The following is a 7,032-nucleotide window of genomic DNA, read 5'->3' as shown; positions in this document are numbered from 1 at the left end:
TGAGTCAAATGAAAGAACAGTATCGTCCGCAGATTCATTTTTCTCCGATGCAACATTGGATAAATGATCCTAACGGAATGGTATATTACAACGGTATTTATCATTTATTTTTTCAATACAATCCTTACAGTTCGGTTTGGGGCCCAATGCACTGGGGGCAGGCAACCAGTAAAGATTTGATTCACTGGAAGCAGCAGCCTATCGCAATTTATCCAGATAGCCTGGGTACCATTTTTTCTGGCAGCGCTGTAGTGGATAAAAATAATACAGCTGGCTTTGGTAAAAAAGGTCAGCAGCCATTGGTAGCTATTTTTACGCAACATGATACCGTTGGAGAAAAGGCCGGAAGAAATAATTTTCAAAACCAAAGTATTGCATATAGTCTTAACGAAGGAAAAACATGGACTAAATATACCGGTAATCCCGTCGTTAAAAATCCAGGGCTTAGAGATTTTCGTGATCCAAAAGTGATGTGGTATCAACCGCAGAAAAAATGGATTATGGCATTGTCTGCAAAAGATAACATCACATTTTATTCTTCTCCTGATTTAAAAAACTGGACGAGAGAAAGTGATTTTGGACAGGCTAGAGGTGCACATGGCGGGGGATGGGAATGTCCGGATTTGTTTATGTTGGATGATAATAATACGCAGCGCTGGGTGTTGGTGGTAAACCTCAATCCGGGAGGGCCCAATGGCGGATCTGGCACACAATATTTTATCGGAAACTTTGATGGTAAAACTTTTACTTCCAGTCAAAAAGAAACGAAGTGGTTAGATTATGGTCCGGATAATTATGCCGGCGTTACATGGAGCAATACCGGCAAAAGAAAAATATTTCTTGGCTGGATGAGTAATTGGATATATGCAAACCAGGTACCTACCACAATATGGAGAAATGCCATGACCATACCAAGAGCGTTAAAACTAAAACATAACGGAGATGATATTTTTCTTGTTTCCCAACCTGTTGCAGAACTTTCTTTAATTAAATCAAATACGGTGGTAGCTAATAGTGTTATAATCTCAAAAAAAATGGATTTAACTAAAAAGACCGGAGTAGTAAAATTTCCCTGCAGTATTAATTTAAGCATGGATCAGATAAAAGATTTTTCAATAAAACTGTTGAATAATGCCGGTGAAGAACTGGTGATTGGATATGAAAAGAAAGGCAATCAATACTTTATTGACCGGACCAAATCGGGTAAAACAGATTTCGAAAAAGGTTTTTCAGCCAGGCATTTTGCACCCCGTTTTGCAGTGGGTTCAAAAATGAATATCTCATTAGTCATTGATGTAAGTTCTGTTGAATTATTTGCAGATGATGGTTTAACGGTGATGACAGAAATATTCTTCCCCAATAAACCTTACAATAAAATATATTTGTTAAGCGATGAAAATATTGTAATTAAAAAATTAGAATACACCAGTCTGAAAAGTATTTGGTAACAGATAGGTGATGATGATAATTGTGCGATAAGTAACAAAGAGTAGGGATGATACTCATTCGCTTACATTCGTTAAAATAAAAGTTATAAAAATGAAACTACTTTCATGTCTTTTTTTTGTTGTTTGTTCTGTGCCGGTGTTTGCTCAAATACCCACACCACAATGGAGACCAGTTTATCATTTTACACCTCAAAAAAACTGGACAAATGACCCGAATGGATTGCTTTATTTACATGGTACTTATCACTTGTACAATCAGCAAAATCCGTTTGAAAATAAATGGGGGCATATGAGCTGGGGACATGCCACCAGCAACGATCTTGTGCATTGGAATCATTTGTCTATTGCCATACCGGAAACGATTGATAAGGATACCACCCTGCGCTTTTCCGGCAGTGCTGTTTGGGATAAAAATAATACCAGCGGCTTTTGTAAAACTGGTGGTTGCATCGTAGCTATTTATACGGCTGATCAGCCGAATTTACAAAAGGAATCGCAGTTTATTGCCTACAGTAATGATGGGGGACTTACTTATACCAACTACGAAAATAATCCGGTAATTGACCTGCAAAAAAAAGATTTTCGCGATCCCAATGTGAGTTGGAACGAACAACTGAAACAATGGCTAATGGTGGTTTCGCTTCCCGAAGACCATACAATTCAATTTTATAGTTCTCCCAATTTAAAAACATGGAAATTGCTCAGTGCCTTTGGCCCTGCCGGGTTTACAGATGCTGGATGGGAATGCCCGTCTTTTTTTTCGCTGAATGTAAAGGGCAATGCAGATAAAAAGAAATGGGTATTGGTTGTATCTGCATCAGGTGATGTAAAAGGAATATTCATGCAATATTTTGTGGGTGATTTTGATGGTGAAAAATTTACAAATGATAACGCATCCGATGTAATATTACCGGTAGATTATGGCGATGGTTTTTATGCAGCCATTCCCTGGAATAATACTCCTGCCAATAAAAAAATATTTATTGGCTGGTTGGTGCCTGGTCCACAGGAAACAAATCCATGGACGGGACAAATGTCTATTCCAAGAGATCTTGGTTTAATTAAAACGGAGCAAGGAATTCGATTGGTACAAAATCCAACGTCTGTTATTAAAAATAATTTGTCAAAATTATCCGGTAAGCAGCCTGTTGAAATCAACAATATGACCATCGTAGGTGAAAAAGAAATATCCATCGCAAAAAATCATGCTCGGGAAGGAAATGCATACTGGCTGACTGCGAGAATAATTTGTGAAAAAGGAGTAACAGCAGGCTTTAAAATTGCACAAAAAAAAGATAAGGATAACAATACTTTGGCGGAAACTGTAATTGGATATGATGTTGCTAAACAGGAATTATTTGTTGACAGAAGTAATGCCGGCAATGGAAAAATAAAGAATGATAAACTCCGGCAAATTATTCCGCTTAGCAGTATTGGTGGTAAAATAAAACTGGAAATATTATTGGATAAATCTTCTCTTGAAATATTTGTCAATGACGGACAAAAAGTATTGTCTACTTCTGTATTTCCGGATAAAGATGCAAATGGCTTAGCTGTATTTAGTTCCGGGGGAAAGGCTGAAATACAATCGTTAAAGGTTTGGGATTTATCCAAAATAAAGGGAAAGTAGCTCAATGGATATTACAATATTTCTCTTTGGGTTATTTAATAATACTTCGCTAAGTAAAAGCAGCAACAAAATCTGCTTATATTACTCAAAATAATTTTTTAAAACCGGATGCTTTATCTTTATCAAAACTTAAGGTATGAGTATAGCATGGACAGGTGTTTTTCCTGCACTAACTACAAAATTTACTAACGCAGACAACCTGGACCTTTTATTATTTGAGCAGAATCTATATGCCCAGCTGGAGGCGGGCGTTAATGGAATCATTCTGGGAGGAACACTTGGAGAGGCGAGTGTATTAACCACAATCGAAAAAGAACGACTGGTAAAATTTGCGGTTGAAAAGTGTGCCGGCAAAGTGCCCGTTATATTAAATATTGCCGAAGGATCAACAAAAGAAGCGCTTCAACAAGCGTCCTTTGCCGTTGAATGGGGTGCCAAAGGTTTGATGATGTTGCCTCCCATGCGCTATAAAAGCGATCATCGGGAAACGGTGACTTATTTTAAAACGGTGGCGGATGCAACTGAACTCCCTATTATGATTTATAATAATCCGGTAGATTATAAGATTGACGTTACGTTGGAAATGTTTGCCGAATTGGCTGACTGTAAAAATATACAGGCAGTAAAAGAATCAACGCGTGATGTAACAAACGTTACCCGCATGAAAAATAAATTTGGTGACCGCTTTAAAATTTTATGTGGGGTAGATACGCTGGCCATGGAAGAATTGTGTTTGGGCGCAGATGGTTGGGTAGCTGGCTTGGTATGTGCTTTTCCAAAAGAAACTGTTGCCATTTTTAGATTGGTAAAAGCTGGAAGAATAGCAGAAGCCATACAAATTTACCGATGGTTTATGCCGTTGCTGGAACTGGATATTCATGCTAAACTAGTACAGTACATAAAATTGGCTGAAACACAGGCTGGTATTGGATCAGAGAATGTAAGACCTCCCAGATTAACATTGGTTGGAGAAGAAAGAGAAATGGTTTTAAAAATTATCAATGATGGTATTAGCTCCCGTCCATCTTTACCCGATTATTTAAATGCATAACAATGATTAAAGACACAAGTACAGAAGAAATCGAAATAGCAATGAATGCCGCATGGACAGCATTTCACGCCTACCGTAAATTGCCATTGAAAAGCAGGGCAGATTTTATGAGGGCCATTGCGATTGAAATGGAAAATTGTGGTGATGGATTAATTGAAACCGCCATGCGTGAAACCAACTTGCCTGAAGCAAGATTGCGGGGCGAACGGGCAAGAACGATTTTTCAATTGAATAGTTACGCTGCTGCCTGTGAAAAAGGCGACTGGCTGGGGGCTTGCATTGATACGGCCATTCCGGATAAAGTTCCACCTAAACCAGATATCAGAAAAATGTTGGTTCCATTAGGCCCTGTGGTGGTATTTGGTGCCAGTAATTTCCCTTTTGCGTATTCAACGGCTGGTGGAGATACTGCCAGTGCTTTTGCAGCAGGTTGCCCTGTAATTGTAAAGGCGCATCCGGCACATTTACAAACTTCTGAGTTGGTTGCTGGTGCCATAATACTGGCAGCAGAAAAATGCCAGATGCCGAAAGGAATTTTTGCACATATTCATGGTGCAAGTTTTGAAACCGGCAAGGCATTGGTGATGCATCCGCATACGAAGGCCGTTGGTTTTACAGGTTCCTATACCGGTGGAAAACAATTGTTTGATTGGGGCAATCAGCGCAAAGAACCCATCCCTGTTTTTGCAGAAATGGGCAGCATAAATCCTGTTTTTTTGTTACCAGAAAAATTAAAAAACGCAGCAACCGAAATAGCACAACAATATGCAGGTTCCATCACTTTAGGAGTTGGGCAATTTTGTACTAATCCAGGATTAATTATTGGTATTGAAAGTGAAGACCTGCAAATATTTATAAAGGAATTAGGGAATGCCATTCAAAAAGTTTTACCCTTACCTATGTTGCATCCCGGCATTGCTGGTGCCTATTCAAAAAATAGAGGCAATGCATTACAGCAGGAAAACGTACAACTGGTGGCAGAATCAGTTACTCCTGTAAAAGAAAACGAAGGAAACCCAACGATTGCTTCGGCAACAGGGGAAGCATTTTTAAATAATACTGTTTTACACCAGGAAGTTTTTGGGCCTTACTCATTGGTAATTCTTTGTAAAGACATGAACGAAATGATTGCAGTAGCGCAACACCTCGAAGGCCAGTTGACATCAACCCTTATGGCAACTGATGCAGACATCACAAACAATGAGGTTTTGGTTGAAGCAGTAAAAAATATTTGTGGAAGATTTATTTTAAACAGTGTTCCAACAGGTGTGGAAGTATGTTTAAGCATGCATCATGGCGGCCCTTTCCCATCTTGTACCGATTCAAGGTTTACTTCGGTGGGTGCAGATGGTATCAAACGTTTTGCCCGCCCCATTGCATTCCAAAACTGGAGTAACCAGCTTTTACCGGATGAATTACAAAATGAAAATCCTTTGAAAATATGGCGCACCGTAAATAACGAATTGACAAAAGTAATCGTGTCCTGATTAAACAGAAAGAGTTAACGGCGTTTCGGCTTTACCGGTTGAATAAACAAACCAGCCGGTAATTGCAGCCGATGCGATAAAATAAACCATCAAAAAAATTCGGATCCACGGAAAGTATTTAACTGCACCAAACCAATCTCCGGAATAAAAAATGATAGCCAGTCCAACGCTGGCTTTTATTAATTCCCAAACCAGTGCATATTTATTTCCATCCATTAATTCAGAATAGGCATATACATAAATAAATATAAAAGCACCATATACAAACATACCAGGACTTCCAATGGCTGCAATATTACCAAACAAATAACTGATTAATAATAACACACCTGCCAATTGTATCCAGATCCACATTAAGAAAAGTGGCTTTGTTTTAACTGCATACTTTTCAAAGTTGTATACGTCCTCAATTTTATTAACAAGGTATTTAGCTTCTACATCTGTAGGCCGCCAGCCCGTTGGCATAAACCAGATACGCAGTTTATCTTTTACAGTTTTTGCATGCCATGCATCTTGAATCAATAGCCAAAGATGTTGAAAATTTATTCTGATTGGATTCCATGTTTGTGTCGGTCTTGTAATGCCATATACAGGTTTTACATTTGGCAACTCTTCTTGAAAAGTGCCAAATATTTTGTCCCAGAAAATAAATATCTGCGAATAATTTTTATCAATGTATTCTTTGTTGATGGCATGGTGAACACGGTGATGCGAAGGAGTGACCAAAATTTTTTCCAGAAATCCCATACGGTTGATGTGCTGTGTATGGTACCAAAACTGTGCAAATAAATGGATAGGTGCTACGGTGGCAATAATGATGGAAGGTACGCCCAGCAAAGCTGCCGGTATCAATAAAAAAGCAAATAACTTTAAAAAAGTAGAAATGCTTTGCCGCAACGCACAAGCCAGATTAAACTCTTCACTGCTGTGATGAATGATATGACTGTTCCAGAAGAAGTTGATTTTATGATCTATGCGGTGTACCCAGTAACCGGCAAAATCCAATACAAAAAATGCAATTAAAACAGCGAACCAGGTTGATTGCATATGTGTCATTGCGATGCGGTCTGCAAGCCAATCGTATCCTAAAACGGCAATTCCAATTCCTAGTACGTCTTTGATAACATTGGTAATTCCCGAACTTAAACTTGCAATCATATCCATCGTTGGAACGGTATCTTGTCCTTTATACCAGCCATACCATTTTTCAAATAGCACCAATATTAAAAAAGCAGGCATGGCAAAAAGCAAAATCTTTCCGTACTGTTCCATGGCATAAATTTACAAAACCTTCTGTAAGAACTTTGCTAAAGTTTAAGTTATTTTGGCAATCAAACAACTTTGGTAAAGTTTAAATTATTTTGGCAGTCAAACAACTTTGGTAAAGTGGCAAAAGCTTGGTAGATTAATTTAAAT

General features: G+C 38.4%; 5 protein-coding genes. 4 read left to right on the top strand and 1 reads right to left on the bottom strand.

What is annotated here, in order from left to right; translation table 11 throughout:
- The 4 genes from H7254_RS11770 to H7254_RS11755 form a co-directional block, all read left to right on the top strand.
- The coding region (locus tag H7254_RS11770) for a glycoside hydrolase family 32 protein (protein ID WP_301933151.1) at positions 1 to 1,448 on the top strand (1,448 nt) is incomplete at its 5' end.
- Between the two features lie 91 nt (positions 1,449 to 1,539).
- The gene (locus tag H7254_RS11765; RefSeq protein WP_301933150.1) at positions 1,540 to 3,078 is read left to right on the top strand and encodes a glycoside hydrolase family 32 protein; all 1,539 of its coding nucleotides are present in this window, start codon (positions 1,540 to 1,542) and stop codon (positions 3,076 to 3,078) included.
- A 136-nt stretch (positions 3,079 to 3,214) separates the two neighbouring features.
- Complete coding sequence (locus H7254_RS11760; RefSeq protein ID WP_301933149.1) at positions 3,215 to 4,129, top strand: dihydrodipicolinate synthase family protein; 915 nt, start codon at positions 3,215 to 3,217, stop codon at positions 4,127 to 4,129.
- A 2-nt stretch (positions 4,130 to 4,131) separates the two neighbouring features.
- The gene (locus tag H7254_RS11755; protein WP_301933148.1) at positions 4,132 to 5,616 is read left to right on the top strand and encodes an aldehyde dehydrogenase (NADP(+)); all 1,485 of its coding nucleotides are present in this window, start codon (positions 4,132 to 4,134) and stop codon (positions 5,614 to 5,616) included.
- Here the strand turns inward: H7254_RS11755 and H7254_RS11750 are convergent, their stop codons facing one another.
- A complete protein-coding gene (locus tag H7254_RS11750; protein WP_301933147.1) occupies positions 5,617 to 6,888 on the bottom strand; it encodes a sterol desaturase family protein in 1,272 nt (423 codons plus the stop codon).
- Between the last annotated feature and the right edge of the window lie 144 nt (positions 6,889 to 7,032).

It is taken from the genome of Ferruginibacter sp. (genome assembly GCF_014377975.1).
GTDB lineage: Bacteria > Bacteroidota > Bacteroidia > Chitinophagales > Chitinophagaceae > Ferruginibacter.
This window is presented reverse-complemented; position numbering and strand designations above follow the sequence as displayed.

Excerpts from the sequence above, each read along its gene's own strand:
- H7254_RS11760 (WP_301933149.1), top strand. The coding sequence starts at position 3,215 with ATGAGTATAGCATGGACAGGTGTTTTTCCTGCACTAACTACAAAATTT.
- H7254_RS11750 (WP_301933147.1), bottom strand. The coding sequence starts at position 6,888 with ATGGAACAGTACGGAAAGATTTTGCTTTTTGCCATGCCTGCTTTTTTA.
- H7254_RS11765 (WP_301933150.1), top strand. The coding sequence starts at position 1,540 with ATGAAACTACTTTCATGTCTTTTTTTTGTTGTTTGTTCTGTGCCGGTG.
- H7254_RS11755 (WP_301933148.1), top strand. The coding sequence starts at position 4,132 with ATGATTAAAGACACAAGTACAGAAGAAATCGAAATAGCAATGAATGCC.